The sequence below is a fragment of the Sphingomonas sp. UYEF23 genome, assembly GCF_040546165.1.
Classification (GTDB): domain Bacteria; phylum Pseudomonadota; class Alphaproteobacteria; order Sphingomonadales; family Sphingomonadaceae; genus Sphingomonas; species Sphingomonas glacialis.
In genome coordinates this window covers 18,466-44,890 of the sequence record NZ_JBEPNG010000003.1, presented here as the reverse complement: position 1 = coordinate 44,890, position 26,425 = coordinate 18,466, and the positions used below count along the sequence as shown (strand labels likewise).

Here is a 26,425-nt window from a genome sequence, read left to right as displayed (position 1 = left end):
TGCCGAGCCTCCGCCCGCAGCCTCGTCGTGCCCTGGCAGCGGTTGATCGAGCGCGCGGATCACCGCGTCTCGGCATCGCCGACCTCCGCCCGGTAACGCCGCATTAACCCTGTCATGCGACACCCAAGTCCCGGACTGGAGTTGCGTGATGAGATCGATTCGAATTTCGGCGTCCGCGCTGTTGCTGGCTGGCGTCGCGGTGATGAGTGGATGCGCATCGCATCGCTTGCCATCGGTCGCGACGGTCACGCCGCCCCCCGTGGCGATCGCCGCCACGGCGCCCCCTGCGGGCAGCTATCCCGGAATGCCGATCCCCGCGCGCCTCGCCGACGGATCGTACGCCACGCCCAATCGCGCGCTCAGCGCAGCGGCGACCGTCTGGCACTTTCGCGCGGGGCTCAACGTCGCGGCGCTCGCGTGCCGCGGCCCCGGCGATGCGCTCGTCGCCGCGCGCTACAATGCAATCCTCACGCGCCAGAGCAGCGTCTTGCGCGACTCCGAAGCAAGGCTCGCCGACGAATATCGCAGCGGCGGCGGGACCGCGTGGCGCGCGCGCTACGACCATGCGATGACCGTGCTCTACAATTTCTTCTCGCAGGGCTTTGCGCACGACACCTTCTGCGCGTCGGCGACGCAGATTCTCGCGGAGAGCGAGACGATCGCACCCGCAGCGTTCCCCGCCTTCGCGGCGGCGCGCCTGCCGGTGCTCGACGGCGCCTTTACCGATTTCTACGCGCGCTACGATCGCTGGCGCGCGGGCGCAGCGCCGGCTGCGATCACGGCACCAGCGCCGCCGCCGATCGTCGCGCAGCGCCGCGCAGCGCCGCGCGCGACGCCGTGGATCCAGCTCGATCAAGTCGCGTTGCTGCCCGATCCCGAGGGGCGCGAAGTCCACGGTGGTGCGCCGCGCACGCTCGCTGCGACGCGCCCGCGCCGCTGAGTCAGCGCTGGCCGACGACCATGCGCAGCGCGCCGAGGTCGCCCGAGACGAGATAGACCGCGATGGCCGCCCCGCCGCCGAACACCACGGCGATCGCGACCGACGCCAAGCCGGCAATGACGCCGCCTTGCCGCCGCCTCGCGAAGCTGCTGCGCTGGCTCGGCTTTCCGAGCTTGAGCTCGGCATAGCCCGCACCCGCGCCGCCGAGCGCGGTCATGATCACGGTGATCAGCGCGCCAAGCGGCGTCTGCCAGGCGAGCCCGATCGGCAGCACCAGCGCGAACGGCGCCGCCATCGCAAACGCCGCAAGCAGCTTCGCGCGGTTGATCTGCTCCTTGCTCACCGGCGCGACCGCGAGCAGATCGGGCGCATCCTCCGCCGACACCGTCAGCCAGGCAAAGCTGCCGACGAGCTGGCTCGCGATCAGGACGCTGGCAAAGGCGAGGGCTGGCGGCACCGGCACCGCATGGCGGCTGCCGAGCATCGCGAGCACGAGCGGCGCCATGTAGATCAGCCGCATCACGATCTGGAAGGCGAGCGCGGGATCGCGCGCGAGCAGCCGCCATTCCTTGGCGAAGATCGATCGCGTCAGCCCGGCATGGAACAGCCGCTGGCTCGCGCGGCCGGTCGGCTTGCTGCGCGACAGGCGGTTGCCGCCGTCTTGATAGCCCGACAGGAACAGCCGCTGGAGCGTCAGCCCCGCACCCGCAAACAGCAGCAGCGCGACGCCGAGCAGGATCGCGATCGCCAGCGGATCGCCGAACGCGGCGCGCCCCGGCAGGCTGCTCAGGCCGTGCGTGCCGAACCCGTTGGCACGCAGCCGCTCGAAGTGCGCGACCATCGCGCTGCCCTTGTGGTCGGCGCGCGGATAGATTTGCGAGGCGAGGAACACCGCGCCGCCGAGCAACGCCGCGAGGATCTGCCCGAAGGTGCGCGCGGCCCGTGGGCCGACCAGCGTCGCGACAGCGAGCGTCAGCGCGATCCCGAGGGCGCTCGCGGTCAAGGCGAGCGCGACGAGCAGCGCCACCACGCCGAACAGTTGGGGGTGACCGAGCACGGCGACGGGCACGACGATCGGCAACAGCAATACGGCATAGGTCAGCGCGATCGTCGCGGCGATGCCGAGCATCTTGGCGAGCAGCACGCTGCTTTCGGGGATCGGCGCCGAGAAGAGCAGAGCCAGGTCGCCGGTGTCGTACAGGCTGCGCTGGCTGCCGAGGACCGCTTGCGCGGTCATGAAGCTCAGCATGAGCGCGCTCACGCCAAGCGCCGCGATGCGCAGTTCGGGCAGGACGGGGATCGCAGTGTCGCGCGCCGCCCAGCCGATCAGGCAGCCGATCGCCAGCCATGCCGCGATCAGCAGCCAGCCGATCACTTGCGTCGCGCCGAGCCGCGCGAGCAAGCCCCGCCGCCCGCTGGAACTGCGGGCGCGCACCGCCAGCCGCACTTCGTTCAGCGCGAGCCAGCCGAACGAGCCCGGCGGGACGTGACGCATCGCCCAGTTCACGCCGCGACGGCGTCCGGCGTGGTCAGGCGGATGAACGTGTCCTCGAGCGTCATCCCCTCGGTCCCCGCACGATCGCGCAATTCGTCGAGCGTGCCCGCGGCGAGGAGCTTGCCGCCGCCAATGATGCCGATCCGGTCGGCCATCCGCTCGGCGACCTCGAGGATGTGCGTCGTCACGATCACGGTCTTGCCAGCATCGACCGCGCTGCGCAGCGCATCCTTGACCGAACGCGCCATGCTCGCATCGAGCCCGGTCAGCGGTTCGTCGAGGATCAGCAATTTGGGATCGTGGATCAGCGCGCCGGCAAGCGCGACCTTCTGCTGCATGCCGCGCGAAAAGCCCTCGCAGCGCGTGTCGCGTTGCTCCCACAGGTCGAGCCAGTGGAGCAGCCGGTCGGCTTCCTGCGCGGCATGCGCCGGGTCCATCCGCCACAGCCCGGCGACGAAGGCGAGATATTCGAGCGGGCTGAGCTTGTCGTAGAGCATCGGCTCGTCGGGCAGCCACGCGGTGATCGCCTTGGCACCGAGCGGATCGCGGCGTGCGTCGACGCCGAAGATCTCGATCGAGCCGGCGTCTGGCTTGGCGAGCCCGGCGACCATTCGCAGCGTCGTCGTCTTGCCGGCGCCGTTGGGCCCGAGCAGCGCATAGAGCTGCCCCGCGGCGATATCGAGGTCGAGCCCCGCGATGACGGGCTTGTCGAACGCCTTGGCCAAGCCTCTGATCCGCAGCGCCAAAGGGGAAGAGAAATCGCTCATGTGTCCTGTTTAGGCGATACACTCGGATCGTCCAGCCGAAACAGGGCCTCGACGGGACGATCGAGCGCGACGGCGAGTTTCAGCGCGAGAATCGTCGAGGGAACGAAGATTCCATTCTCCACGGTGTTGATCGTCTTGCGACTGACGCCGACGCGCTCGGCAAGCGCGGCCTGCGTCAGATCGAGCCGTTCGCGTTCGGCCTTGAGCGTGTTGTGGAGTGTTTCGGCCATTCAGCGCGCGGCCTGCAGTTCGAGCGTCGCGAGCCGGACCTGCGCCGCGACGATCGCCGTGGTGAAGATGATCCGCGCGCTGTCGCTTGCCGAGAGCAGTCCGGGCACGTCGCCGATCGCAAGCATCGCGGCGGCGGCGAGCAGGCCCGCCCAGAAGCCGATCGCACTGCTTGCGCGGCGATGCTCGCGCGTGACCTCGTCCTCGAGAAATTGTGCGAGCGGGCCGTTCTTCAAGCGCGTCACCAGCGGAGAGAGATAGAGCACCGAGACGAGCGTGAAGCCGAACCACATGCCCTGGAAGAAGGAGCCCCGCGATGTCGCGAAGGTGAGGCCAAGCAACACGACGGTGAGGCCCGCAAAGGCGTATAGGCCAAGCGCGCGCGCGCGCGCCTTGCGTTCGGCGAGTTCGATCATTCCCATCATCATTCCCCTTTCGAGTCGTAACCTACGGGTTACATGTAACCTAAGTGTTACATCGCCGCAAGCGCCGTAAAGGGTTCCCTCGCTTGCCCGGTTAGATTAACAGCCGGGGCATGACGACGGCCAGCGACCTCGATCAGCCCGCGCAAGGCCGCATCGTCGGAACCGTCCACCGGTTTCCGCTGCGCGTCTATTTCGAGGACACCGATCTTTCGGGAATCGTCTATCACGCCAATTACCTGCGCTACATGGAGCGCGCGCGCTCGGACATGTTGCGCGTCGTCGGGATCGACCAGCGCGCGCATCAAGAAGCCGGCGGTGGAGCCTATGCGGTGACCGCGCTCGCGATCCGGTATCGCGCGCCGGCCAAACTCGACGACGCGCTGATCGTCCTGACGACGCTCCAGAATGTCCGCGCGGCATCGGTCGATATTCAGCAACGAGTCATGCGCGGCGAGACGATACTCACCGAGGCAGACGTCACCGCGGCCTTGGTCGCGACAACGGGCCGGCCGCTGCGCCAGCCGAAGGAATGGATCGCGGCGTTTGCCCAAGCGATGGGCGAACGCGCGATGGGATCAGGGGATAGCGCCACGTGAACGAAATCATGCTCAACACCGACGCAACCACGCTGTCGCCGATCGCGCTGTTCCTCCAGGCCGACTGGGTGGTGAAGACGGTAATGATCGGTCTCTTGGCGGCGAGCGTCTGGACCTGGGCGGTGATCCTCGGCTTCTTCTTCCGGCTCGGCGCCACGCGTCGCAAGACCGCGGCATTCGAGCGCGATTTCTGGAAGGCCGAGGATATCGACGCCTTCCACCGGCTGCACAATGAGAGCGATCTGCCGATCGCGCGCGTGTTCACCGCGGGCGTCGCCGAGTGGCGCCGTTCGACCGTTGGCGGGCAAGTCGACCGCGGCGGCACGCGCGAGCGGCTTGCGACGGCGATGGGCGCGGCGGTCGCCAATGAGATCGACCAGCTGTCCGATCGGTTGAACATCCTCGCGACGGTCGGCTCGGTCGCGCCGTTCGTCGGGTTGTTCGGCACGGTGTGGGGGATCATGCGCAGCTTCACCGGCATCGCGCAGGCGCAGAACACGTCGCTTGCGGTGGTCGCGCCGGGCATTGCCGAGGCGCTGTTCGCGACCGCGATCGGCCTGTTCGCGGCGATCCCGGCGGTGATTGCGTACAACCGCTTCAGCCACGGCATCAACCGTATCGAGGCGCGGCTCAACCGCTTCGCCGACGGTTTCCACGCGACGCTCAGCCGGCAGCTCGAGAGTGAGGTGCGCCGGTGAGGGGCTGCGGCAAATCCCCCTCCCGCCTGCGGGAGGGGCGTAAGTCATGTCGATGAACCTCCCGTCGCAGCGCGGGCGCGGGCGTCGCGCGCCGATGGCCGACATCAACGTCACGCCGCTGGTCGACGTGATGCTGGTGCTGCTGATCATCTTCATGGTCACCGCGCCGTTGCTTACCGCAGGCGTGCCCGTGACGCTGCCCGACAGCCGCGCGAAGGCGCTCGACCAGGACCAGAAGCCGCTCGTCCTGTCGCTCGACGGTGAGGGGAAGCTGTTCCTCGACAAGGATCCGCTCAGCGAAGCGATGCTGCCCGACGTGCTCGCGCAGCTCGCCGCCAAGGGCGATCCGGCCAAGCCGCCACAGGTCTTCCTGCGCGCCGACCGCAAGCTCGATTACGGGCACGTCATGCGTGTGATGGGCGAGCTCAACCGCGCCGGCTACAACCGCGTGGCGCTGGTGACGGTGGGCCAGGACGGCCAATGACGCGATCGGAGCGATACGGACTCGGGGCGGCCGTGCTCGGCCATGTCGCGTTGTTCGCGCTCCTGTCGCTTGCCTGGAGCAGCGCGCCTACGCCGCCGCCGATGAACAAGCCGATCGAAGTCTCGCTGGTCGACGACGTCGCGCTCGACCAGACCGCACCCGCGGCGCCCGAGCCGCCCGCGCAATCCGCCGCGCCCGATCCCGGGCCCCCCGCCGAGGCGCCGCCGCCCGAAGCGGAAGAGGTCGCGCCCGAGCCGGCTCCACCCAAGCCTGCGCCGGTGGTACCCAAGCCCGCGCCGCCGAAGCCTGCACCCAAGCCGGCGCCGAAACCCGAGCCCAAGCCCGACGCAGTGCCGCCGCCCAAGCCCGCCCCGAAGCCCAAGCCTGCGCCCAAAAAACCCGCCGCCGAGAAATCGGAGGCGGCCGACAAGCCCGCTGCCAAGCCGGCACCCGCCAAGGCCGCGCCCGCGAAGGCCGCACCCGCCAAGAGCGCGGCGTCGACCAAGGCGGTGGCGACCGCCAAGGCGATGGGTACCAATCCAAAGGCGACCAAGGCCAAGCCGACCGGATCGTTGCTCGACGATGATTTCCGCAAGGGTCTGACGCAGTCGCCCTCCAAGGCCAAAGCGTCCGAAGCCGCGCCCGGCGCGACGATGGATGCCAAGGCCGCCGCCGATATCGGCTCGGCGATCCGCCGCCAGGTCCAGCCGTGCGCCGATCGGCAGGTCAATCCCGGCCCCGGCGCGTCGCGTATCGTCGTTACGATCCGCCTCTCGCTCAACCGCGATGGCTCGCTTGCTGGACGGCCGACCGTGTCGGACGATCATGGCGGGGTCGATGACGAGAACCGCCGCTATGTCGACACGGTCGATCGCAACGCGATCGCGACCTTCGCCGGCTGCGCGCCGCTGCGTGGGCTGCCGCCCGAGCTTTACGACGTGCCACGCGGGTGGAAGACCTTTATCCTGCGCTACAAACTTCCCGGCTGAGGAAAGACGATGATGCTCCCCAAGACGATCCTCGCGCTTGCTCTGGCCGCAGTGCCCGCGGCGACCCTGGCGCAAACGGGATCGGCGCCGCTGCCGGTGCCGTTCCCGAATAGCCCGCAGACCGCGCCGCAGGCTGGCGGGCAGGCGGGCGCGGCCAATCCGCAACAGCAGGGCGAGCTCGTCGTCGATGTCGTCGGCGGCGTGTCGGCGCCGCTCGGCATCGCGATCCCGGTGATGCCGACGTCGGAGGCGGTCAGCACGGCTGCCGGTCGCACCGACGAACTCGGCCGGCAATTGTCCGATATCGTCACCACCGATCTGCGCAATTCGGGGCTGTTCAAGCCGCTCGGCGGCGACGCGCTGCATCCGATCGCCTATCCCGAAGTAACCGCGCCGACCTTCGATTACTGGGGTCCGGCAGGTGCCTCGGCGCTCGTCCAGGGGTTCGTTCGCGCCAATGGCGACGGGACGCTGACGGTCGGCTGCTACCTCTACGACGTCTCGTCGCGCGCCGAGATCGCGCGGCAGGGCTTTGTCGTGCCGCCGAGCGAATGGCGTCGCGCGGGGCACAAATGCGCCGACATGGTCTATTCGAAGCTGACCGGTGAAGGCCCCTATTTCGACAGCCGCGTCGTCTACATCTCGGAGACTGGCCCCAAGGGCAAGCGCATCAAGCGGCTCGCGATCATGGACCAGGATGGCGGCAACCACCGCTTCCTGACCAACGGCCAGGCGATCTCGCTGACCCCGCGCTTCTCGCCCGACCAGCGCTCGATCGTCTATATGAGCTATCTCAAGGATCGCCCGGCGATCTACGTCTATGATCTGGCGAGCGGATCGTCGCGGCTGCTCGTGGCGAGCGCCAACCTGACCTTCGCGCCGCGCATCTCGCCCGATGGCCGCTTCGTGCTGTTCTCGATGGCGGTCGGCGGCAATACCGATATCTACCGTGTCGCCTTCACCGGCGGCAGTCCGCAGCGGCTGACCGATTCGCCCGGGATCGACACCGGCGCGACCTATTCGCCCGATGGCGGACGAATCGTGTTCGAGAGCGATCGCTCGGGCACGCAGCAGCTCTATGTGATGAATGCCGACGGATCGTCGCAGCAGCGCATCAGCTTCGGCAGCGGGCGCTATGCGACCCCGGTGTGGAGCCCGCGCGGCAACTTGATCGCCTATACCAAGATCGGCGGATCGTTCCGCATCGGCGTGATGAGCCCGGCGGGCGGCAACGAGCAATTGCTCACCGACGGCGCGCAGGACGAGGGCCCGAGCTGGTCGCCCAACGGCCGCGTCATCATGTTCTTCCGCTCAGGGATGGGCGGCGGCGGGCGGGCCGATCTGTGGTCGGTCGATCTCACCGGGGTCAATGTTCGGCGCGTTCCGACGGTGCTCGATGGATCCGATCCCGCCTGGGGACCGTTACGCCCCTGATATCAAGCCAAGCGTTTGACTCACCGTTGCGACCGGGCGAAGCCGTTGGCTTACCTCGGTCTGTGCCCGAAACGACCTTTTACCTCTGGGAGAAGCCGCCATGGCGAAACTGACCACGACGCTGCTGATTGCCACCGCTTTGCTCGCGACCACCGCGTGCAGCAAGAAGCGCCCCGCCGAGCTGCCGCCCGCGCCCGGGGCGGTAACCGATCAGAGCGGCTCGGGCGGGCAGGGCGCCATCGTTCCCGGCTCGCGCGCCGATTTCGAGCGGTCGGTGACGAGCAACACCGTCAATTTCGCGCTCGACAGCTACAGCCTCGATGACCGTGCGCGGTCGATCCTCGACAGCCAGGCGACGTGGCTCGCGCGCTATCCCAACACGCCGGTGAGCCTCGAAGGTCATGCCGACGAACGCGGCACGCGCGAATACAATCTGGCGCTTGGCGATCGTCGTGCGCTCTCGGCGAAGAACTATCTCGCGGCACGCGGCGTCGCGCCGGGCCGGATTTCGACGATCAGCTACGGCAAGGAACGCCCGATCGCGCTGGGTTCGGACGAAGCCAGCTGGGCGCAGAACCGTCGCGCGGTGACGATCGTGCTGAACTAACAGATCCGTCACCCCGGGCTCGTCCCGGGGTCCACTCGGATGCGCGCCCTACGGTCGTAGAATGTGTAGCACGGTGGACCCCGGCACGCGGCCGGGGTGACGAAGATGGGGATGGGGGCGACGTCGGCTTTTGCTGGCGTCGCCCTTGCCATGTCCGTGACCCTTACCCCTCCCGTCGCTATCCTCCACACTCCCTCTCTGAACGGGCGAGGGAATAGGCTTGCCTCTCCTCAAATCCCGATATAAATATGATATCACATTAACGGGAGGCATTGATGGTCGAGTCGCCAACACGCAACACAGCACTCACGCTGTCGCACGAACACACCGCGGCTACGTCGAGCGGGTACATGATGTTGATCGTGATGCTCGTGGCGCTCGGCTTCGGGCTGTTCGGCGCGAGCTTGCTTCAGGACGAATCGACGCTCGGCGGCGTGCTCGTTGCGATCGCGGCGCTCGTCATCGCCTTCGTTGCCTGTGGTTTCTACATGCAGCAGCCCAACCAGGCGACCGCGATCACGCTGTTCGGCGCGTATAAGGGCACCGACCGCAAGACCGGCTTGCGCTGGCTGCTCCCCTGGCTCGCGCGGAAAAAGGTTTCGCTGCGGGCCAACAACATGATCTCCGAGCGGTTGAAGGTGAACGACCTGCGCGGCAACCCGATCGAGATCGCGGCGCAAGTCGTGTGGCGCGTCACCGACACTGCGCAGGCGCTGTTCGACATCGACGACTATAAGGCGTTCGTCATCGTCCAGATCGAGGCGGCGGTGCGCACGATCGGCGCGCGCTACCCCTATGACGATTTCGAGCATCAGGAAGTGACGCTGCGCGGCAATCACGACCAGGTCGCCGCCGAACTGCGCGCCGAGCTGATCGCGCGCCTCGCGACCGCGGGGATCACCGTCGACGAATGCGGGTTCACGCACCTCGCTTATGCTTCGGAAATCGCCGGCGCGATGCTGCGCCGCCAGCAGGCGCAGGCGGTGGTCGCGGCGCGCAAGACCTTGGTCGAGGGCGCTGTCGGGATGGTCGAGATGGCGCTCGCCTTGCTCAGCGAGAAGAACGTCGTCGAGCTCGATGACGAGCGCCGCGCGGCGATGGTCTCGAACCTGATGGTCGTGTTGTGCGGCGAGCGCGATACGCAGCCCGTCGTCAACGCCGGCTCGCTCTACCAGTAACGAGCTGGACGGTGGCGGCTCCTCCCAAGAAGGCGTTCGCGCTTCGCCTCGACCCTTCGCTGTACGCGGCGGTCGAGCGAATCGCGGCGGCCGATCTCAGGAGCGTCAACGCCCAGTTCGAATGCCTGCTGCGCGAGGCGCTCGCCAAGCGCGGCGTGAAGCTCGAAGCGCCCAACCCGCCCCGGCGCGGGCGGCCACCCAAGGAGGACGACGATGCAGACGCGTGACGTGATCGACCATTACCGCGCCGAGCCGGGCTATTGGTTCGTGCCCAAGCTGTTCGGCATCGGCGCGACGCCAGTGACGTGGCAGGGCTGGGCGCTGACGATCGGGTTTGCGGCGTTGCTCGTTGCCGACATTCGCTTCGTGCACGAGCGGATCGCGCAAATCGGCATCGGCGTTGCGCTGTTTGCAGTCTTCACTGTGATCGCGGTGCGCAAGACCAAGGGCGGCTGGCGCTGGCGCTGGGGCCTACGCGGCTGAGCGGAACCGTCAGCCGAGCGCCTGGTCGAGCAATTTCGCCAGGCGCAGCCCGCCGCGCTCGACCTCGAGCCGCGCGATCGGCACGGCCTTCTCGATCGTCGCTTCGTCCATCGTGACGTGCGCCGGCGTCGGCGCGCACGGATCGGCCATCACGCTCGCATAGGTCACGTCGCGCGCGACCTGCCAGCTCTCGCGGCTCCAGTCGGTGACGTCGCCCGCGGCGATCTTCGCTCGTACTGCGGCCGGGTAGCGGCGCACGATCGGCGGCCCGCTGGTGATCGCGCGCTCGGCGAGATAGCCGTCCCAGATGCTGTGGAGGTTCAGCCGCGCAGTGCCGTAGCCGCCATAGCTGGCGAGCACCTTGTTGCCGCCCTGATCGTCCTTCTCGCCGGCATGCAGCGGCTGGTGGAGATCGCCGACAAAGTGGACGAGGAAGGCGAGCGCCTCGACGCGGTCGTGGAGCGGCGCGCGCTTGTTCTTTAACAGCGCAACGTCCTTGGTGATCTGCGCCGAGACGCAATTGCCGTCCTTGCACGCCGCGACGAGGTCGAACGGGTGGCAGATGTTCACGTCCTGATAGTGCCAGCTATAGGCATAGCCGAAGCGCGATTTGCCGTCGGGCCCCTTGAGCGGCTTGATGCAGTCGGCCCACACCGCGGCGTCGGAGATGGTCGAGGCCTTGCACTCGGGCGTGCCGAGCAGCTCCGAATGTGCGAGCAGCGCAAGGATCGCCAGGCGCGTCTTGGGACGGACATTGGCGTCGGCGATCTGCGCGATCGTCTGGTGGCCATATTCCCAATAGGCCGCCGCCGGCGACGCGGTCGCCGCGACGATCAAGGTGGCGGCAACGGCAAGGCCGGGACGAACGCGACGGAGACTGGTCATGGGCTCCGGCCTTAGCGGCGTTGCTCCTCCCGCGAAAGCAGGTCTCGCAAGTCCGATGCCGAAACGAGACGTTCCGTCGCCGTCACGCCCGCTCTTCGCGCCTTCGCGTCTTCGCGTGAGAAAAGAAGGGATGCTCACGCGAAGACGCGGAGGAGAAGAAGGATTTTGCCTTGCAGGCTATTCGTCGCCGAACACCGCGACTTCGCGGCCTCCGGCGGAGTCGAGGCGCGCGCGGTACATGCCCGGCGTCGAGAAGCGCCACAGCGCCTCGCCCTGCGGCCCCGCGACGATGATGCCGCCGGTCCCGCCGAGCGCGGTCACTTCGGCCAGCACCGTCGCGACCGCCGCTTCCAGCGTTTCGCCCGCCAGCCGCACCCGCGCGCAAATCTCGTGCGCGACGTTCGCGCGGATGAAGAATTCGCCCGATCCGGTGCACGACACCGCGCCTGCGCGATCATCGGCATAGGTGCCCGCGCCGATCAGCGGCGAATCGCCGATCCGGCCCCAGCGCTTGCCCGTCACCCCGCCGGTCGAGGTCGCCGCCGCCACATGGCCGTGCACGTCGCACGCCACCGCGCCGACCGTGCCATATTTCATGTCGACATCGAACGCGCCGCCGCCTTCGAGCATCTCGTCGAGCTGCGCGCGCCGCTCGGGCAGCACCAGCCAATCCTGCGTCGCCGGCTCGCAGCCTTGCTCCACCGAAAACGCGTCGGCCCCAGCACCGCTCAGCAGCACATGCGGACTGTTCGCCATGACGGCGCGGGCAAGGCTCACCGGATTGCGTGTCGCCGTCACCCCTGCCACTGCGCCCGCATTGCGATCCCGACCGTCCATGATCGCTGCATCGAGCTCGGCGACACCGGCGTGCGTCAGCGCCGCGCCGCGCCCCGAATTGAAGTGCGGATCATCCTCGAGCACGCGCACCGCCGCCTCGACGGCATCGAGCGCCGGACCGTCCGCTGCCAGCACCGCCTCGCCCGCATCGAGCGCGCGGCCGAGCGCGGCGCGCGCACCCTCGGCCTGTGCCTGCGAGACGGTGTCGCGCGTCATCTGTCCCGCGCCGCCATGGAGTATCAGGGTCCAGCTCATCATGTCTCTTTCGTCTGGGGGAAGGGTCGCAGGCCGATCAGCGGGCGCAGCCAGCCGATTTCGCGGCCGATCGCGTAAAACAGCCAGCATCCGACCAGCGTCGTCACGACCAGCACGCCGAACTCAACGAAGCGCGGCAGGCCGAACGGGAGGAGCGCGCCCTCGACCCCGACGATGATCGTCTGGTGAATGATGTAGAAGGGGAACACCGCCTCGGTCAGCACGCGGCGCCACGGCAGGTCGCGGTTGAGGTGGCTGTCGGCAAAGCCGATCAACGCGACGATCATGCTCCAGCCCTGCACGGCGCGCGCGCTGGCGAACAGGATACCCCATGGCCAGGTCGGCATCGAGCTGTTCGGCCAGCGCAACTCGGTCGCGGCGACAATTAAGTAGCAGGCGATTCCGATCGCCAGCGCCCATGGCCACAATCGCCGCATCGTCGCCAGCGCCGGCGTGGACCCGGCGAGCGCGAAGCCGAACAGGAAGGCGGGCAGATATTGGACATGGCTCACCGAATCGCCGACCAGATCGTTGCTCGGCCCGATCCCGGGGAACAGCCAGGCGCTCACCAGCACGAGCCAGGCGGCCGGGAGCAGCCACACCAGCCACCCGCCGAACAGCCGATCGAAGCCGCGCTGAAGGCTGCGCTGTCCCATCGCGGCGACGAGCACCGCCAGCACCATCGTGTAGATCCACAGATACGCGACGAACCACAGATGCTGCCACGTCGGCAGCGCGAGCCCGTTGACGACGCGGAAGCTGAAATAATCGTGGAGCAGGAAATACCCGAAATCATGGGTGTAGCCGTGCTGCGTGATGAGCTCGACCCACGGCTGGAGCGGCACCACGACGATCACGCCGAACAGGAGTGGGATGATCAGCCGCCACGTACGGTTGACCGCGAAATGCCCGGTTGCGGGCCCGCGCACCAGCAGCGCCCGACTGGCATAGCCCGACACGACGAACAGCAGCAGCAACCGCCAGCTGTTGACCGCGAGCATCGGGATCGCGACCCATGCCAGCGGCTGCGCGGTCTTGGCATGATACCCCCACGGCACGAACACCATGCCGATATGATAGAGGATCAGCAGCGCGAACGCGCCGATGCGCAACCAGTCCAGTCCGTAATGCCGTTCCATCGCGCGGCCCTAATGCGATGTGCCCGATCGAGCAAACTCTAGCGGTTTCCGATGGCGCGGATCGTCGCTATATGGGCGCGACCAACCAGAGGAAGTTTTCCATGTCCCTCCGCCCGTGGCGCGACATCAACCGTCGTCAGAGCCGCCAGATCATGGTCGGCAACGTGCCCGTCGGCGGCGACGCGCCCGTCACCGTCCAGACGATGACCAACACGCCGACCGACGACGTCAAGGCGACGATCGACCAGATCCGCCGCTGCGAGGATGCCGGCGTCGACATCATCCGTGTGTCGTGCCCCGACGTGGAGAGCACCGCGGCGCTCAAGCAGATCGTCCGCGCGAGCCGCGTGCCGATCGTCGCCGACATCCATTTCCACTATAAGCGGGCTTTGGAAGCCGCCGATGCGGGTGCGGCGTGCCTGCGCATCAACCCGGGCAACATCGGCTCGCCCGCCCGCGTCAAGGAAGTGATCGACGCGGCCAAGTCGAACGGCTGCGCGATCCGCATCGGCGTCAACGGCGGTAGCCTCGAAAAGCATCTGCTCGAAAAATATGGCGAGCCGTGCCCGGACGCGCTGGTCGAATCGGCGATGGACCATATCAAGATCCTGCAGGACCATGACTTCCACGAGTTCAAGGTCGCGGTGAAGGCGTCGGACTTCTTCCTCGCGGTGGCGGCGTATCAGCAGCTCGCCGAACAGGTCGATTGCCCGCTGCATCTCGGCATTACCGAGGCGGGCGGTTTCGTCGGCGGCACGGTCAAGTCGTCGATCGGGATCGGCTCGCTGCTGTGGTACGGCATCGGCGACACGATCCGCGTCTCGCTCTCGGCCGAACCCGAGGACGAGGTCCGCGTCGGCTTCGAGATCCTGAAAGCGCTCGGCATCCGCAACCGCGGCGTGCGCGTCGTGTCATGCCCGTCGTGCGCGCGCCAAGGGTTCGACGTGATCCGCACCGTGCAGGCTTTGGAAGAGCGGCTCCAGCATATCCGTACGCCGATGTCGCTGTCGGTGCTCGGCTGCGTCGTCAACGGCCCGGGCGAAGCGCGCGAGACCGATATCGGCCTGACCGGCGGCGGCAACGGCAAGCATATGGTGTATTTGTCGGGCGTGACCGATCACACGGTCAATTCCGAGGATATGCTCGAACATATCGTCAAGCTGGTCGAGGAAAAGGCAGCGTCGATCGAAGCGCATGATGCGGCGCTGGCAGCGGCGGCGCCGGTGGCTGTGGCGGCGGAATAGGTCTTGTGGTATGTGTCAGGTCTCGGGGGGCCTGACATGACCTATCATGCCAAAGTGATCGCTGGCGGCAAGATCGTTATCCCGGCGGAGTTGCGCCGCGAATTGGGGATTGCGGACGGTGACTCGCTCGTGCTCGCCAAGAGCGACGATGGCGGAATATCGCTGAAAACCTACGGGCAGGTCGTCCGGGAGGCGCAGCAGGCGTTCCGCGAGATGACCGGTGACGACTATTCTGTCGATCAGTTCTTGCGGGAGCGTGCGAGCGACTGGCGCGAGGAATGAGTGTCGTTCTCGATGCGTCAGCAATTCTCGCGGTGCTGTTGGATGAACCCGGCGCGGAGATCGTGATTCCGGTGATGCGCGGGAGCGCGCTCTCGGCGGTGAACGCGTCGGAGACGTTCCAGCGTGCGGCAGACAAGGGCCATCAGACACAGCGCGTTCTCACATTGCTGAAGGGCCTTGAGATCGAAGTCGTTCCTTTTACGATGGATCACGCGATCGCTGCGGCCGATTTGCGTCCCGCAACCAAGGCGGCGGGTATTTCGCTCGGCGATCGCGCCTGTCTGGCGCTCGCCGCCGAGCGGCGCGCGACCGTCTATACCGGAGACCGTCGACTCGCCGGCGTCGATATCGGTCTCGAACTTCGACTGATCCGCTGAACATGCGTGTGCCAACACCGAAGAAGGTGGGTGCGGCGCTCGCTTTCGCTGTCGCCGCCGTCGGCATCGCGACCTATTCGGCGATGGACGTGCTGATGAAGGGCCTCAGCATCACCAGCGGCGCCTATTCGGCGGTGCTGTGGCGCTCGGTCGTCGGCGTGGTGTTGCTCGGCACGATCTTCGTGCTGCGGCGGCGGCCGTTTCCAGGGCGCGCGGCGCTCAAGCTGCACGCGCTGCGCGGCGCAACGGCGGGCTTCTCGGTGCTGCTCTTCTTCTGGGGCCTCGTGCGCGTGCCGATGGCACAGGGAGTGGCGCTGACCTTTCTCGCGCCGCTGATCGCGCTCTATTTCGCGGCTGCCCTGCTTGGCGAGACGATCCGGCGTGCGGCGATCCTCGGGTCGATCGTCGCGAGTCTGGGCGTGCTGGTGATCGCCGCAGGGGAGGTGCAGGGGCATGCCTCGACCGCCCATGTGCTCGGCTCGCTCGCGATCTTCGCCGCGTCGATCTTCTACGCCTACAGCCTGATCCTGCTACGCCAGCAGGCGCAGGTCGCTGATCCGCTCGAGGTCGCCTTGTTCACCAGCGTGGTGCTTGGGGGGCTGCTGCTGCTCGGCGCGCCGTGGTTCGCCGGGCTGCCGACCACAGCGCAGCTTCCGTCGATCGGCGTGGCGGCGGTGCTCGGGTCGCTCTCGGCGATGGCGCTCGCCTGGGCGTACAGCCATGCCGAGGCGCAGGTGCTGGCACCTGTCGAATATACCGCGTTCGTCTGGGCGTCGCTGTTCGGCTGGTGGGTTTTCCACGAGACCGTCTCGCTCTACACCGCGGGCGGCGCGGCGCTGATCATCCTGGGATGCATCCTCGCCGTGCGCGGCCATGCCGCACCCGCTCCACAAACCGAGGCTGCCGCATGATCGAAATCCGTCCCTCCAACGCAGCCGATGTGCCGCTGATCCTCCATCTCGTCCGCGAACTCGCCGAGTTCGAGCGCGCCGCCGACAAGGTCGTCGCGACCGAGCCGTTGCTCCACGACGCGCTGTTCGGGCCGCATCCGGCGGCCGAGGCGGTGATCGCCGAGCTCGACGGCAAGCCCGTCGGGATGGCGCTGTTCTTCCACAATTTCTCGACCTGGACCGGCTGGCGCGGGCTGTATCTCGAGGATCTCTACGTCACGCCCGAGGCACGCGGCGCCGGCGTCGGCAAGGCGTTGCTTAAGCATCTCGCCAAGCTCGCGGTGGAGCGTGGCTGCACGCGGTTCGAATGGTCGGTGCTCGACTGGAACGAGAAGGCGATTGCCTTCTACCGCTCGATGGGCGCCGCACCGATGGAGGAATGGACCGTCTACCGCGTCACCGGCGATGCGCTCGCCAAGCTGGCGGGGCAGGGCTGATGCTGGTCGATTCGGGCCTGATCGCCTGGATCGAGGAAGCGCTCGCACCGATCGGCACGGTGACCAAGCGCGCGATGATGGGCGGGGCGACGCTCTATCTCGACGGCACGATCTTCGCGATCGCGGTCGAGGACGGGCTGTGGATCAAGGCCGATGCGACGAGCGATCCGGTGTGGGATGCCGCCGGCTGCCCGCGCTTCAGCTATACGATGGGCGAGGGGCGTGAAGGCTCGATGAACTATCGCCGCGCGCCCGACGATGTCTATGACGACGCCGATGCGCTGCGCGAATGGGCGGCGCTGGGCGTCGCGGCAGGCATGCGCGCGCCGGTGAAGAAGGCGTGGACGTAGCCGCTACCACCCCTCCCCGTCAGGGGAGGGGCAGGGGGTGGGGGAGGTCTCACCGAGACTGTCGGCGGTGGACGCGATGGACGGCCCCACCCCAACCCCTCCCCTAAAGGGGAGGGGCTCAAGCGGTTCAGTCCGCCTGCGCGACTTCGCCTGGTGCAGGGTCGCCGGCCTTCTTGGCCTGCTCATAGCGTTCGATCGCTTCGATCACGACCTTGCGCGCTTCGTCGCGGTCGCCCCACTTGCCGACGCGGACCCACTTCTTCTTTTCGAGATCCTTATAGTGCGTAAAGAAATGCTCGATCTGCTCGAACACGATCTCGGGCATGTCGCCGCGCTCGTTGACGTTCGAATAATACGGGAAGGTCGAATCGACCGGCACGCAGACGAGCTTCTCGTCGCCGCCGGCTTCGTCTTCCAGGTTGAGCACGGCGATCGGCCGCGCACGCACGACGCAGCCCGGAATGAACGGCGAGCGCGCGACGACGAGCGCGTCGAGCGGGTCGCCATCGGGCGAGAGCGTGTGCGGCACGAAGCCGTAATTCGCCGGGTAGCGCATCGGCGTGTGCAGGATGCGGTCGACGAACAGCGCGCCCGACGCCTTGTCGAACTCATACTTGACCGGCTCGCCGCCGGTCGGGACTTCGATGATCACGTTGAGGTCATCCGGCGGGCCCTTGCCGACCGGGATCATGTCGATACGCATAGTAAGTCCTTAACTACACTGAATAATATGGAAGAAAATCGGCCTTAACGCGGTGCCAGCAAACGGTCCAGTCCACCCTCTCCGGTGCCGATCTTCTGGAGGTGCGGATAGCGCAAGCCCTCGTGATAGTCGATGCTGACCGGGCTGATCTGGTCGTTGCTTTTGACCAGCAGAACGATTGGCGTCTTGCGCGCTTTGGCGGCGGTGACCGCGCCCTTCAGCGCGCTGTCGGAGAAGGCGGTGCCGTCGACCGCGACGATGCTGTCGCCGATCGTCAGCCCGGCCTTGTACGCGGGCGAATCCCAGCCGACGCCGGTCAGCTTGCCGTCCTTGTCGACCGTCAGGCCAAGAGAGAAGGTGAGGTTGGTGTTCTTGCGTGCGGCCTCGGCATTCTTGAAGGCGAGCGTCGGCTCCTCGGTATAGACCAGCTTGTAGCCGTTTGCCTCAAAGCCCTTCAGCGGGGCGGGGGCGCCGGTCTCGGTCAGCCGCTTGGTGAGCAGACCGGCCCAGTCGTACGGCTGGATCGCGGTGAGCGTCTTGACCACGTCGTCGAACGTGTAGGTGACTTCGCCGTAATCGCCGTCGTTGAGGCCGAAAAAGGCGCGGCCGAAATCGTCGATCGATTTCTTGCCGCCCGATTGCTGGCGCAGGATCGAATCGACCTCCATCCACACCAGCAGGCCCTCGTTGTAATAATCCTCGGAGCGCTGATAGCTCGTCCATCCCTTGGGGCGGCGCTGCGAAATCGTCGGGTCGTTGGTCGTATCGACCATGTCGCGCCAGTTGCGTGCCGGGCGGTTGTCGAGCTCGGCCATGATCGCGGCATAGCCGTCGAGCGTATCCTGCTTCGACACGATCCCCGAGCGTGCCTGCAGCACATAGCCCCAGAACTGCGTCTGGCCCTCATAGACCCACAACAGGCTGCCGCGCATCGGCATGCGGAAATCGGGTGTCCACAAATCGGCGCCGCGGCGGAACTTGCCGTCCCAGCTGTGATTGTATTCGTGCGGCAGCAGGTTGCGCGAGCCCGGGCCGTCCTTCCACTTGGTGAAATAGCCAAGCTTGACGCCGTCTTCCGACGAGCGGTGATGCTCGAGCCCGATCCCGCCCATCACGTCGGAGATCGACAGCAGGAATTCATAAGTGTCGTAATGCTGCGCGCCGTAGAGCTTGACCGCCTGGTCGACCAGCCGCTTGTGCGCGTCGATCTGATCGGGCGTTGCAGCGAGCTCGGCGGGCGTGTCGGCATAGACGTCGAGATTGACGCGCGGCGAGAGCGGCCACTGCTTGTAATAGCGCCCGGCGAGGACGGGCGAATCGACCAGCACTTCGTAATTGGTGAGCTGATAGGCATAGGTCGAGCCGTTCGCCTTCGACGGCAGGCCCGACGAGGCGGTGAAGCCAATCGGGTATTTGACCACAGCCTTGACCGGGATCTGGCGCGTGAAATAGCCTGCGGGATAGAGGCTCATCGAATTCCACTGCAGCCGCAGCATGTTCGGGGTCATCACCACCGAGCCCTGGTCGCCTGCGGTCGCCGAGAGGAACTGCAAGTCGATGTCGAGGCTCTTCGCGCCCGCCGGCACGTCGATGTGGAAGGCGTAGACGTCGACCGGATCGCGCGTCCACGCGACCTCCTTGCCACCCGCGCGAATGTGCAGGCCGGCGAGCTTGTCGAGCTGGCCGGTCGGCGAATGGTTGCCCGGCAGCCATTTCGGGAAGAGCAGCACCATGTGGCCCGCGCTCACGCCGCTGATCGTCTCGCGCGTCGTGAAGATGCCGCGTGTCGTGTCGGTCGCGTCGATGTCGAGGCTGATCGTGCCGGGAAAGGGCGTGTCGCGCGCCTCGGGGATCGTGTCGACGATCGGCACCGGCTGCGGCTTGGAATTTTCGGCCAGCACCGGCGATGCGGTGGTGGCGAGCAACAGGGCGGTGAACGCGACGCGACGGATCATGCAGGGGAGCTTTCTTGGGAAGAGCGGCTTTGGCGGTGGTTAAAGCGGTTGAAGCGCGCGCCGTCCAGCCCCCCGCCGCGCGATTCCGCTACGACCCGCTGCTGCTGCCGAGCACGTTGATCGTGAAGGCGAGCACGCCGATGTTGAACACGAACGCCGCCAGGCACTGGCCGAGCGACACGCGCCGCATCCGCCGCGACGAGATTTCGACGTCGGAGGTCTGGAAGGTCATCCCGAGCGTGAAGCTGAAATAGAGGAAGTCCCAATAATCGGGCTCGGCGCATTCGGGGAAATCGAGCCCGCCCGAATCCTGCCCGTCGTCGTCGCAGTCCGAATAGAAGAGATGCGCATAATGCAGCGCATAGACGGTGTTCGAGAACAGCCACGCAAGCACCAGCGTCGCGATCACCAATACGGTCGCGGCAACGCTCGTCTTGCCCTGCAATTCCTTGGCGACCGAAGTGAGGATGATGAGCATCGTCACGCCGGTGAGCACGAGCAGCCCGGCACGATTGGCGTCGTTGTTCGCGGCGGCCTTGCGCATCTTGTCGGCCTCGCCGTGGCCGAGCAGCGTCGAGATCGCGATCAGGAATACGGCAGCGGCGACGTCGAACGCCGCCATCGCACCGCGCCCCCAGCCGAGCGGGGGGATGGCGACGAATAGCCCGATCACGAACAGCGTCGCGAACAGGATGAAGCGGGGCGGGGCGACCTTGTTGCCGAGATTCAGACTCATGCAACAGAGCTACCGCGCTTTTGTGCGGGGTGAAATCCTCGCGCAAACATAACGTTTCTGTCACATCTGCAGCGCGCGGCTCGCCATCACCCCTGCGATGAACAGCAGGTACACGCCGAACACGCGCTTGAGCGGCTCGGCCGGCAGCGCATGGGCCGCGGCGACACCGAGTGGGGCGGTGAGGATCGACATCGAGGTGATGACGACCGCGCCGAGCAGATTGACATAGCCGAGCGAGCCGACCGGCAGGCCGGGCTTGCCGAGCCCGATCAGGATCCAGCCGATCGTGCCGGGCACCGCGATGATGAAGCCGAACCCGGAGGCGGTCGCGATCGCCTTGTGGATCGAGCGGCCGCACAGCGTCATCACGATCACCGCGACCGTCCCGCCGCCGATGCCGAGCAACGAGGAGAAGAGGCCAAGCCCACCGGCGATCGCGGCGCGGGGCAGGCCGCTCGGCATAGTGTCGCTGACCTGGCGCCGCGCGAGCTTGGGCACGAGGAAATTGATCGACATGAGCACGATGCCGCCAGCGAAGATGAAAGTCAGCGTCTGCCCCGTCATCCGCTGTGCGAGCAGCACGCCCACGCCGACGCCGAGGATGATCCACGGCGCCCACGTCTTGAGGATGTCGAAATCGACCGCGCCGCGTTTGTGGTGGCTGAGCGTCGAGCGCAAAGCGGTGACGACGATCGTCGCGAACGACGTGCCGATCGCGACGTGCGTATATTCGCCCTTCGCGCCGCCGAGCAGCGGCAGCAGCGCGATCATTGCGGGAACGACGACGAAGCCACCGCCGATCCCGAACAATCCGGCGGCAAAGCCCGCGAACAGCCCGGCGGCGAGCATGGCGAGGATGGCGGGCGCCCAGGCGAGCACGGCGCTCATGCGCTGGCACGCGGGAATGGGACAACGGACACGGCAAACAGACGCATGGCGACCTTTCCGAAACGAGCCGGGTGAGATCCTGCGGATGCTGAAATGGGGACTGTTGCCGCCCCCGTTACGCTTATGCTGCGGCGCGGGAGCCGGACGTGTCAAGCCGCTCTTCCTCCCCTCCCTTCCACGCAGGGGAGCAGAATCCACAACCATCTGGCGTTCGCCCGAACGCTCGCATAGAGAACGCACCCTTATGGCCCGCATAGAAACCCCAAAACGCATCCGCGGCACGCAGGACATCTTCGGCGAGGAGCAGCGTCGCTTCGCACACGTCATCGCGACGTTCGAACGCGTCCGCCGGCTCTATTGCTTCCAGCGCGTCGACATCCCCGTGTTCGAGAGCACCGCGGTGTTCGCACGCTCGCTCGGCGAGACGACCGACGTCGTGTCGAAGGAAATGTACACCTTCGAGGATCGCGGCGGCGATTCGCTGACGCTGCGCCCCGAATTCACCGCCGGCATCGCGCGCGCCTATCTGACCGAAGGCTGGCAGCAATACGCGCCGCTCAAGATCGCGACGCATGGGCCCGTGTTCCGCTACGAACGCCCGCAAAAGGGGCGCTTTCGCCAGTTCCACCAGATCGACGCCGAGGTGATCGGCGCGAGCGAGCCTGCTGCCGATGTCGAGCTGCTCGTGCTGGCGGACCAGTTGCTCCGCGAACTCGGCATCGCCGATGGCGTGACGCTCCAGCTCAACACGCTCGGCGACGCCGAGACGCGCGACGCGTGGCGCGCGGCGCTGGTCGCGCATTTCGAGGCGCACCGCGACGTACTGAGCGAGGACAGCCTTGCGCGGCTCGACAAGAACCCGCTGCGCATCCTCGATTCTAAGGACCCGCGCGATCGGCCGGTCGCCGACAGCGCGCCCGATATCGACGCCTATCTGACGCCCGAGGCGCGCGCGTTCTTCGACGCGGTGACGGCGGGGCTCGATGCGGCTGGCGTGGCGTGGACGCGCAACGCGCGGCTGGTGCGGGGCTTGGATTATTACCGCCACACCGCGTTCGAATTCGTCACCGACCGGCTCGGCGCGCAGGGCACCGTGCTGGCGGGCGGGCGCTATGACGGGCTGATCGGCAGCCTCGGCGGTCCGGAGACGGCGGGCGTCGGCTGGGCGGCGGGGATCGAGCGGCTGGCGATGCTGCTCGAGGAGCCGACGGTCGATCAGGTCGATATCGCGGTCGTGACCGAGAATGACGCAGATCCGCTCGATGCCGTTCGCGTGGTGGCAGGCCTTCGGCGCAGCGGTCTGTCCGTTGCGGCGGCGTTTGCCGGTAATGCGAAGCGCCAAGTCGAGCGCGCGCGGCGCGCGAATGTGACCGAGGTTCTTTTCGTCGGGCGTGTGGGCGTCGACGGCGGCACCGCAGCGTCGCTCAAGCTCGGCAAGATCGGGATCGGGCCCGTCGCGCTCGAGGACAGGGCGGACGCTGTTTTGAAGGCACTGTCCGCCGATATCGCGGTTGGCGCGGACGATGCTGCCACCTTGATCGGAACGGGGATCGCCTTGATCTGGCGCCCGCGATGACCTCGATCTCCCCCGAACGCATCCTGCAGATCGAGGCGCGGCGCGACGAACTGTCGGCGCTGATGGCGTCGGGCGACCTCCCGTCGGATCGCTTTGTCCAGGTCTCGAAGGACTATGCCGAACTCGAACCGATCGCGCGTGCGGCGGGCGAGGTGCGGCGGCTCCGCGCCGAGCTCGACGTGCTCGCCAGCATGGAGGAGGAGAGCGACCCCGAGATCAAGCTGATGGCGCGCGAGGAAATCGCGACGATCCGCGACACGCTTCCAGATGCCGAACGAAAGCTCGCGCTCTCGCTGCTCCCGCGCGATGCTGCCGACGAGCGGGCCGCGATGCTCGAGATCCGCGCCGGCACCGGGGGCGACGAGGCGGCGCTGTTCGCCGCCGACCTGTTCCGCATGTACCAGCGCTATGCCGAAGCGCAGGGGTGGCGGGTCGAGCTGATCTCCGCCTCGTCGTCCGAAAGCGGTGGCTTCAAGGAAGCGATCGCCTCGGTCGAGGGCAAGGGCGTCTTCGCCAAGCTGAAGTTCGAAAGCGGCGTCCACCGCGTCCAGCGCGTGCCGGCGACCGAGGCGCAAGGGCGCATCCACACTTCGGCAGCGACCGTCGCGGTGCTGCCCGAGGCCGAGGAGGTCGACGTCAAGATCGACGACAAGGACCTGCGGATCGATGTCTATCGCTCGTCGGGGCCGGGCGGGCAGTCGGTCAACACCACCGATTCGGCGGTGCGGATCGTGCATATTCCGACTGGGCTGACCGTCATCCAGCAGGACGAAAAGTCGCAGCACAAGAACCGGGCCAAGGCGATGCGCGTCCTGCGCACGCGGCTGTACGAAGCCGAGCGCGACCGGTTGCACCAGGAGCGCGCGGGTGCGCGGAAATCGATGGTCGGGTCGGGCGATCGTTCCGAGCGGATCCGGACGTACAATTTCCCGCAGGGTCGCGTGACCGATCATCGCATCAATTTGACGCTGCACCGGCTGCCCGAGATCTTGCAGGGCGAGATGGACGAACTGATCGGCGCGCTGATCGCGCAGGACGAGGCAGAAAGATTGGCCGCACTCGATGCGTGACGAGCCCGAAAAGCCCATCCCCTTCAGGGGAGGGGTTGGGGTGGGGAAGTGCGCGACGCCAGATCTCTGCGAGGCTTCCCCCACCCCCAGCCCCTCCCCTGAAGAGGAGGGGAGAATTCGGTCGGCGCTCTCCGCCGCCACGAACTTCCTCACCGACGTCAGCGAAACCCCCCGCCTCGATGCCGAGCTCCTGATGGCGCATGCACTCGGCATCCCCCGCGAGCAGCTCCTGCTCAACCGGCTCGACTCCGCCACCCCGCACAGCTTCGGCCCGTTGCTCGCACGTCGCCTCGCACATGAGCCGATCGCCTACATCACCGGCACCCGCGCCTTCTGGACGATCGAGCTCGCGGTCGGCCCGGGCGTGCTCGTGCCGCGCGCCGACAGCGAGACGTTGCTCGACGCAGCGCTTGCGCATTTCGGCAAGGCCGGACCGCGCCGTATCCTCGATCTCGGCACCGGACCCGGCACGCTGCTGCTCGCCGCGCTCGATCAATGGCCGGGCGCGACCGGCCTCGGCGTCGATGCGTCACCCGAGGCGCTCGCTTACGCGACGCGCAACGCCGCCACGCTCGGCCTCGCGACCCGTGCCGAATTCCGCACCGGCGATTGGGCGACCGGTCTCGACGGCGTGTTCGACCTCATCCTCTCGAACCCGCCCTATATCGGCGCCGACGAACCGCTCCCCGCCGAGGTCCGTGCGCACGAACCCGGCATGGCGCTGTTCGCCGGCGCCGACGGGCTCGACGACTATCGTCGCATCGCGCCGCAGCTTCCCGCCCTGCTCGCGCCCGGCGGCGCCGCGATCCTCGAGATCGGCTCGACCCAGGCGCCTGCCGTCACTGCTTTGCTCGCCGCGCACGGCCTTGCGGTCGCGCTGCGGCACGATCTCGCGCGCCACCCGCGCGCGCTGATCGCAACGCACAGCGCGTGATATTGCGTTCGATCAGCACAATATTGTGCTTGGAGATTGCCCCGCGACCCGCTATTGGACGGCGCAGGGGCACGCATTCTCACCATAGTCGGTTGAAAATGGGCTGGTGTCCGCCTCCATCGTCATGCAGTCGCCCCGTCCGGCGACGCTGGCAAGCGCGCAGTGCCGATGGTCGGTGGCCGGCGCGCAGGAGGCATTGCATCCATATTTCTGGAGCGTGACCAGGTTGGTTCCCAAGGACAGGACAACAAGACGTTGATCAATAATCGTCAGGCCGGCCGCCGTCGCGGCCGTGGCGGGCAGCAGCAGCGCTCGTCGGGTGGTGGTGGAAATCCGGGTCGTCAGGACACCGGCAACCGCATCGACAATCGCGCCCGCGGCAATGCCGCGCAATTGCTCGAGAAATACAAGACGCTCGCGCGCGACGCGCAGATGCAGGGTGACCGCGTCAACGTCGAATATTACCTCCAGTTCGCCGATCACTATTTCCGCGTGCTCGCCGAAACGCGCGCGCGCTTCGAGGAAAATGGCGGCGCGGTCTCGACCAAGCGGATCCAGGGCGCGACGCTCGACGAGGACGAGCCCGAATACGAGGACGAGGGCGAGCGCGTCGTCGAGCAGCCGCGTCAGGAGCAGGCCCGTCAGGACCAGCCCCGCCAAGACCAGCCCCGTCAGGATCAGCAACGCCACGATCAGTCGCGCGGCGATCAGCAGCGCGGCGGCCAGAACGGCTATCGCCAGGACGGCAACCGCCAGGATGGCAATCGCGGTTACGCGCAAAACGGCCAGTCCAATCACGCTGCGGCGAACGGGCAGTCGAATGGGCAGCACGGCAGCGAGCAGCGCGAAGCCGCGCAAGGCTATGAGGATCGTCCACGCGGTCGCGTGAACGGCAATGGCGAAGGCGGTTACGATCGCCAGGCCGAGCCGCAGCGCGAAGAACGTGCCGAGCGCCAGCCGCGCGGCGAGCGCTACGAGCGCCCCGACCGCGTGTCGCGCGCGCCCGAACCCGTCGTCGAAGCGCAGCCCACCGGTGCGGAGCTTCCGCTCGACGCCGCAGCGCCGGTCGAGCCCGTCGCCGAAGCGCCACGTCGCGGGCGTGGCCGTCCACGCCGCGAAGTCGCGCCGATCGTCGAAGCGCCCGTGACGTCCGACGCAGCCGGCTCGGACGATGCCGGTTTCGAGGATAACGGTTTCGCCGCCGATCGCCTGCCGCCGTCGCTCAACGTCTCGGCAGTCGTCGAGCCCGAGTTCGGCCAGGAAGGCGACGTCGTCGAAAAGCCACGCCGCCGTCGCGGCCGCCCGCCCGCAACCGCGGCAACCACGGTCGAATAGTCACGCTATGTCCTCACCCCGGCCGCGCGCCGGGGGGTATAGTGATAGCAGTTGGAAATTGCATCTGTGACCACAGTTGCGCGGTTCCACGAGGGAAAAGATTGTTTAAAAGTGGGGGAAAGCCGTCAGGCAGTTTGCGACATGTGAA

31 protein-coding genes are annotated in these 26,425 nt (G+C 67.2%); 20 read left to right on the top strand and 11 right to left on the bottom strand.

Features of this window, described 5'->3' with window-relative positions; genetic code table 11:
* The first annotated feature begins 148 nt into the window (after positions 1 to 148).
* Positions 149 to 940, top strand: a complete 792-nt coding sequence (locus ABIB28_RS06355) for a hypothetical protein (protein WP_354287203.1) — start codon at positions 149 to 151, stop codon at positions 938 to 940.
* Position 941: 1 nt separating this feature from the next.
* On the opposite strand, the gene ABIB28_RS06350 is transcribed toward ABIB28_RS06355, so the two are convergent.
* Genes ABIB28_RS06350 through ABIB28_RS06335 form a run of 4 tightly spaced genes read right to left on the bottom strand, consistent with a single transcriptional unit; the run spans position 942 to position 3,852 of the window.
* The gene (locus ABIB28_RS06350; RefSeq protein ID WP_354287201.1) at positions 942 to 2,447 is read right to left on the bottom strand and encodes a hypothetical protein; all 1,506 of its coding nucleotides are present in this window, start codon (positions 2,445 to 2,447) and stop codon (positions 942 to 944) included.
* The gene (locus tag ABIB28_RS06345; protein ID WP_189676287.1) at positions 2,444 to 3,202 is read right to left on the bottom strand and encodes an ABC transporter ATP-binding protein; all 759 of its coding nucleotides are present in this window, start codon (positions 3,200 to 3,202) and stop codon (positions 2,444 to 2,446) included. The genes ABIB28_RS06350 and ABIB28_RS06345 overlap by 4 nt, the downstream gene beginning before the upstream one ends.
* On the bottom strand, positions 3,199 to 3,432 hold the full coding sequence (locus ABIB28_RS06340) for a helix-turn-helix transcriptional regulator (protein ID WP_189676286.1): 234 nt from the start codon (positions 3,430 to 3,432) through the stop codon (positions 3,199 to 3,201). Before ABIB28_RS06340 ends, ABIB28_RS06345 begins: the two co-directional genes overlap by 4 nt.
* Positions 3,433 to 3,852 (bottom strand): hypothetical protein, encoded by a 420-nt coding sequence (locus ABIB28_RS06335; RefSeq protein ID WP_354287198.1) that lies wholly within the window; start codon positions 3,850 to 3,852, stop codon positions 3,433 to 3,435.
* A gap of 113 nt (positions 3,853 to 3,965) precedes the next feature.
* Between ABIB28_RS06335 and ybgC the strand changes: the two genes are divergently transcribed.
* From ybgC to ABIB28_RS06290, 9 genes are all read left to right on the top strand, one after another.
* On the top strand, positions 3,966 to 4,451 hold the full coding sequence (gene ybgC, locus ABIB28_RS06330; RefSeq protein WP_133191559.1) for a tol-pal system-associated acyl-CoA thioesterase: 486 nt from the start codon (positions 3,966 to 3,968) through the stop codon (positions 4,449 to 4,451).
* 8 nt (positions 4,452 to 4,459) lie between these two features.
* Positions 4,460 to 5,149, top strand: coding sequence for a protein TolQ (gene tolQ, locus ABIB28_RS06325; RefSeq protein WP_189676644.1), 690 nt, complete (start codon positions 4,460 to 4,462; stop codon positions 5,147 to 5,149).
* Between the two features lie 46 nt (positions 5,150 to 5,195).
* Positions 5,196 to 5,633, top strand: a complete 438-nt coding sequence (gene tolR, locus ABIB28_RS06320; RefSeq protein WP_322162029.1) for a protein TolR — start codon at positions 5,196 to 5,198, stop codon at positions 5,631 to 5,633.
* Positions 5,630 to 6,622 carry a cell envelope integrity protein TolA gene (tolA, locus tag ABIB28_RS06315; protein WP_354287195.1) on the top strand — a complete coding sequence of 331 codons (993 nt, stop codon included), beginning with the start codon at positions 5,630 to 5,632 and terminating at the stop codon, positions 6,620 to 6,622. Before tolR ends, tolA begins: the two co-directional genes overlap by 4 nt.
* A 9-nt stretch (positions 6,623 to 6,631) precedes the next feature.
* Positions 6,632 to 8,056: a Tol-Pal system beta propeller repeat protein TolB gene (gene tolB / locus ABIB28_RS06310; protein WP_322162032.1), complete on the top strand. Its 1,425-nt coding sequence runs from the start codon at positions 6,632 to 6,634 to the stop codon at positions 8,054 to 8,056.
* A 100-nt stretch (positions 8,057 to 8,156) separates the two neighbouring features.
* The gene (gene pal, locus ABIB28_RS06305; RefSeq protein WP_133191564.1) at positions 8,157 to 8,663 is read left to right on the top strand and encodes a peptidoglycan-associated lipoprotein Pal; all 507 of its coding nucleotides are present in this window, start codon (positions 8,157 to 8,159) and stop codon (positions 8,661 to 8,663) included.
* Positions 8,664 to 8,938: 275 nt separating this feature from the next.
* The gene (locus ABIB28_RS06300) at positions 8,939 to 9,841 is read left to right on the top strand and encodes an SPFH domain-containing protein (RefSeq protein WP_133191565.1); all 903 of its coding nucleotides are present in this window, start codon (positions 8,939 to 8,941) and stop codon (positions 9,839 to 9,841) included.
* 11 nt (positions 9,842 to 9,852) lie between these two features.
* The gene (locus ABIB28_RS06295; RefSeq protein ID WP_133191566.1) at positions 9,853 to 10,068 is read left to right on the top strand and encodes a type II toxin-antitoxin system antitoxin; all 216 of its coding nucleotides are present in this window, start codon (positions 9,853 to 9,855) and stop codon (positions 10,066 to 10,068) included.
* Positions 10,055 to 10,324: a hypothetical protein gene (locus ABIB28_RS06290; RefSeq protein WP_354287192.1), complete on the top strand. Its 270-nt coding sequence runs from the start codon at positions 10,055 to 10,057 to the stop codon at positions 10,322 to 10,324. The genes ABIB28_RS06295 and ABIB28_RS06290 overlap by 14 nt, the downstream gene beginning before the upstream one ends.
* A gap of 9 nt (positions 10,325 to 10,333) precedes the next feature.
* Here the strand turns inward: ABIB28_RS06290 and ABIB28_RS06285 are convergent, their stop codons facing one another.
* From ABIB28_RS06285 to ABIB28_RS06275, 3 genes are all read right to left on the bottom strand, one after another.
* A complete protein-coding gene (locus tag ABIB28_RS06285; RefSeq protein WP_354287190.1) occupies positions 10,334 to 11,209 on the bottom strand; it encodes a S1/P1 nuclease in 876 nt (291 codons plus the stop codon).
* Between the two features lie 177 nt (positions 11,210 to 11,386).
* Complete coding sequence (locus ABIB28_RS06280) at positions 11,387 to 12,301, bottom strand: isoaspartyl peptidase/L-asparaginase family protein (protein WP_354287188.1); 915 nt, start codon at positions 12,299 to 12,301, stop codon at positions 11,387 to 11,389.
* Positions 12,301 to 13,440, bottom strand: coding sequence for an acyltransferase family protein (locus tag ABIB28_RS06275; RefSeq protein ID WP_354287186.1), 1,140 nt, complete (start codon positions 13,438 to 13,440; stop codon positions 12,301 to 12,303). Before ABIB28_RS06275 ends, ABIB28_RS06280 begins: the two co-directional genes overlap by 1 nt.
* 101 nt (positions 13,441 to 13,541) lie before the next feature.
* Between ABIB28_RS06275 and ispG the strand changes: the two genes are divergently transcribed.
* Genes ispG through ABIB28_RS06245 form a run of 6 tightly spaced genes read left to right on the top strand, consistent with a single transcriptional unit; the run spans position 13,542 to position 17,080 of the window.
* Positions 13,542 to 14,684, top strand: coding sequence for a flavodoxin-dependent (E)-4-hydroxy-3-methylbut-2-enyl-diphosphate synthase (ispG, locus tag ABIB28_RS06270; protein WP_189676279.1), 1,143 nt, complete (start codon positions 13,542 to 13,544; stop codon positions 14,682 to 14,684).
* Between the two features lie 36 nt (positions 14,685 to 14,720).
* The gene (locus tag ABIB28_RS06265; protein ID WP_133191572.1) at positions 14,721 to 14,966 is read left to right on the top strand and encodes an AbrB/MazE/SpoVT family DNA-binding domain-containing protein; all 246 of its coding nucleotides are present in this window, start codon (positions 14,721 to 14,723) and stop codon (positions 14,964 to 14,966) included.
* Positions 14,963 to 15,343, top strand: a complete 381-nt coding sequence (locus ABIB28_RS06260; RefSeq protein ID WP_354287184.1) for a type II toxin-antitoxin system VapC family toxin — start codon at positions 14,963 to 14,965, stop codon at positions 15,341 to 15,343. The genes ABIB28_RS06265 and ABIB28_RS06260 overlap by 4 nt, the downstream gene beginning before the upstream one ends.
* 2 nt (positions 15,344 to 15,345) lie before the next feature.
* On the top strand, positions 15,346 to 16,254 hold the full coding sequence (locus tag ABIB28_RS06255) for a DMT family transporter (RefSeq protein ID WP_354287182.1): 909 nt from the start codon (positions 15,346 to 15,348) through the stop codon (positions 16,252 to 16,254).
* Positions 16,251 to 16,730 carry a GNAT family N-acetyltransferase gene (locus tag ABIB28_RS06250; protein ID WP_354287180.1) on the top strand — a complete coding sequence of 160 codons (480 nt, stop codon included), beginning with the start codon at positions 16,251 to 16,253 and terminating at the stop codon, positions 16,728 to 16,730. Before ABIB28_RS06255 ends, ABIB28_RS06250 begins: the two co-directional genes overlap by 4 nt.
* On the top strand, positions 16,730 to 17,080 hold the full coding sequence (locus ABIB28_RS06245) for a TfoX/Sxy family protein (protein WP_354287178.1): 351 nt from the start codon (positions 16,730 to 16,732) through the stop codon (positions 17,078 to 17,080). The genes ABIB28_RS06250 and ABIB28_RS06245 overlap by 1 nt, the downstream gene beginning before the upstream one ends.
* 127 nt (positions 17,081 to 17,207) lie before the next feature.
* Here ABIB28_RS06245 and ppa read toward each other — a convergent pair whose 3' ends face one another.
* The 4 genes from ppa to ABIB28_RS06225 all read right to left on the bottom strand — a co-directional run bounded on the left by ppa (position 17,208) and on the right by ABIB28_RS06225 (position 21,362).
* Entirely contained in the window at positions 17,208 to 17,783 is a 576-nt protein-coding gene (gene ppa / locus ABIB28_RS06240; RefSeq protein WP_354287176.1) for an inorganic diphosphatase, read from the bottom strand.
* A gap of 44 nt (positions 17,784 to 17,827) precedes the next feature.
* Entirely contained in the window at positions 17,828 to 19,738 is a 1,911-nt protein-coding gene (locus ABIB28_RS06235) for a M61 family metallopeptidase (RefSeq protein ID WP_354287174.1), read from the bottom strand.
* A gap of 88 nt (positions 19,739 to 19,826) precedes the next feature.
* Entirely contained in the window at positions 19,827 to 20,474 is a 648-nt protein-coding gene (locus ABIB28_RS06230) for a DUF1345 domain-containing protein (protein WP_133191579.1), read from the bottom strand.
* 60 nt (positions 20,475 to 20,534) lie between these two features.
* A complete protein-coding gene (locus ABIB28_RS06225) occupies positions 20,535 to 21,362 on the bottom strand; it encodes a sulfite exporter TauE/SafE family protein (protein ID WP_354287171.1) in 828 nt (275 codons plus the stop codon).
* 244 nt (positions 21,363 to 21,606) lie between these two features.
* Between ABIB28_RS06225 and hisS the strand changes: the two genes are divergently transcribed.
* The 4 genes from hisS (at position 21,607) to ABIB28_RS06205 (ending at position 26,277) form a co-directional block, all read left to right on the top strand.
* The gene (gene hisS / locus ABIB28_RS06220) at positions 21,607 to 22,938 is read left to right on the top strand and encodes a histidine--tRNA ligase (protein WP_354287169.1); all 1,332 of its coding nucleotides are present in this window, start codon (positions 21,607 to 21,609) and stop codon (positions 22,936 to 22,938) included.
* A complete protein-coding gene (gene prfA / locus ABIB28_RS06215; RefSeq protein ID WP_189676269.1) occupies positions 22,935 to 24,008 on the top strand; it encodes a peptide chain release factor 1 in 1,074 nt (357 codons plus the stop codon). The genes hisS and prfA overlap by 4 nt, the downstream gene beginning before the upstream one ends.
* Positions 24,009 to 24,123: 115 nt before the next feature.
* Positions 24,124 to 24,942, top strand: coding sequence for a peptide chain release factor N(5)-glutamine methyltransferase (prmC, locus tag ABIB28_RS06210; RefSeq protein WP_354287856.1), 819 nt, complete (start codon positions 24,124 to 24,126; stop codon positions 24,940 to 24,942).
* A gap of 255 nt (positions 24,943 to 25,197) precedes the next feature.
* Positions 25,198 to 26,277 (top strand): DUF4167 domain-containing protein, encoded by a 1,080-nt coding sequence (locus ABIB28_RS06205; protein ID WP_354287167.1) that lies wholly within the window; start codon positions 25,198 to 25,200, stop codon positions 26,275 to 26,277.
* The last annotated feature ends 148 nt before the right edge of the window (positions 26,278 to 26,425 follow it).